This window comes from Telluria sp. AZSoR62 (assembly GCF_058111565.1).
Map to the genome: position 1 here is coordinate 1 of NZ_JBYTST010000387.1, position 260 is coordinate 260.

At 45.4% G+C, this 260-nt stretch carries 1 protein-coding gene; it reads right to left on the reverse strand.

Going from position 1 to position 260, the window contains the following annotated elements:
• Positions 1 to 260 (reverse strand): glycoside hydrolase family 99-like domain-containing protein (locus tag AC3XQU_RS24185; RefSeq protein ID WP_489876663.1); only part of this gene is annotated, 260 nt, incomplete at both ends.

A 260-nucleotide genomic window follows, 5' to 3' on the forward strand; every position in this document is an offset into this window, starting at 1 on the left:
TTGAGCTACATAGGCGATAAAAGCCAGATCGTCTTCAGGTGAGTGTTTTTGATCAATCAAAATCTCGCTGTCCAAGCCGTCCCAGCGTCGACTCCAGTTCTCATTTGCCCAGCACAAACAAAATGGCAGGTCCAAGCTGGTGTCTTTAAGATAGTTTTCAATCGGTGTTTCTAGCAGGCGCTTACCACCGAACCAATAGAAGTAGAAGCAGAAACCTTCAATCCCATAAAGTTTGGCAAGTTCAATTTGACGCCGCTGAA